Here is a 1,636-nt window from a genome sequence, read left to right on the forward strand (position 1 = left end):
TTTTTTTAGATCGGGGAGTGGTAATCGAACAATAAATGTCTAGTTATTCAACAGAAAGAAAAGAAGCTATTTTAAGTAAATTATTACCACCTAGTAATAAGTCAGTCGCTGAAGTGGCAAGAGAAGAAGGTGTTGCTGAGCAAACTCTGTATAATTGGCGTAATCAAGCAAGAGAACAGGGTCAGCCAGTGCCAGGTAAGAAATCAACACCAGATCAATGGTCACATGAAACGAAGTTCGCGGTTGTTGTTGAAACGGCCTCCTTATCTGAATCAGAATTAGGTAAGTATTGTCGAACAAAAGGATTATTCATTGATCAGGTAAAGCAATGGAAGCAGCAATGTATTCAAGGCTTTCAGAGTAATGAACAACAAAAAAAAACGATAAATCAGCAAGCGAAAGAAGATAAAGCGGAAATTAAATCACTGAAAAAAGACCTGAGATATAAAGAAAAAGCATTGGCAGAAACTGCCGCTTTATTGGTGCTGCGAAAAAAGCTCAAGGCCTTTTACGGGGAAGAAGCAGAGGACGATTAACGCCTCCCGATGAAAGGCTGACGCTCGTTACCCTCATTCAAGAAGCAATGAAAGACGGGTGCAGCATTCATGCTGCCTGCGTGGAAACGGAGATCAGCTTGAGAACCTACCGTCGCTGGTTTTGTGGTAACGAGATCACGGTAGATAAGCGGCCCGACGCTAAGCGCCCTGAGCCAAGTAATAAATTAAGCAAAGCAGAACGGAAAACTATTTTAGCGACGTGTAATCAGGCAGAATACGCAAATTTACCGCCTTCGCAAATCGTGCCTATTTTATTGGATGAGGGTATCTATCACGGCTCTGAATCGAGCTTTTACCGCGTATTAAAGCAAGCAGACCAGCTGCATCACCGAGGCCGTAGTCATGCGCCAAAGCGTGTAGGTAAACCAACGAGTTATACGGCACACAAGGCGAACGAAGTGTGGTCTTGGGATATTACCTACTTGGCTTCAACCGTTAAAGGGCGGTTTTATTACCTGTATTTGTTCGAAGATATTTATAGTAGAAAAATTGTGGGTTATGAAGTCTATGAGCAGGAATGTGGCAAGCGAGCAGGAAATTTATTACAGCGATGCATGTTACGCGAACAATGTCTTAATAGCCCATTGGTTTTGCATTCTGACAATGGTGCGCCGATGAAAGCTCAAACAATGAAGGCTAAAATGGAAGAGCTTGGCGTATTACCATCATACAGCAGACCAAGGGTAAGCGATGATAATCCTTATTCAGAAGCGCTATTTAGAACCTTAAAATATCGCCCTGAATGGCCATCTTCAGGCTTTGCTAATTTAGAAGTCGCTAGAGATTGGGTGCAAAATTTTGTTGATTGGTACAATAACAAACATCGGCACAGTAAAATAAACTTCGTTACACCAGGGCAACGGCATCGAGGTGAAGATAAAGTAATTTTAAGCAAGAGAGAATTAGTACTAGAAAAGGCAAAAGAAGCAAACCCACTACGTTGGTCTAGGAAGGTCAGGAATTGCGAACCGGCAGGCTCAGTATCATTGAATCCAGAAAAGGAAAGTATAAAAAACGAACAAAAAGAAGTCGCTTAACAAAATTAGGGTAAACAGTGCCAACTATCTTGAAAAACACCG

The 1,636-nt window shown here is 41.9% G+C and carries 1 protein-coding gene; it reads left to right on the forward strand.

The features are described 5' to 3' along the window. The first annotated feature begins 35 nt into the window (after positions 1–35). Positions 36–1,594, forward strand: a protein-coding gene (locus tag MTCD1_RS18215; protein ID WP_088568990.1) for an IS3 family transposase whose coding sequence is annotated in 2 segments (ribosomal slippage) — positions 36–498 and positions 498–1,594 — 1,560 coding nt in all. Because the reading frame shifts where the segments join, the coding sequence is not laid out codon by codon here. Positions 1,595–1,636 lie beyond the last annotated feature (42 nt).

Origin of the sequence: Colwellia marinimaniae, assembly GCF_002207865.1 — a bacterium.
GTDB classification, from domain to species: domain Bacteria; phylum Pseudomonadota; class Gammaproteobacteria; order Enterobacterales; family Alteromonadaceae; genus Colwellia; species Colwellia marinimaniae.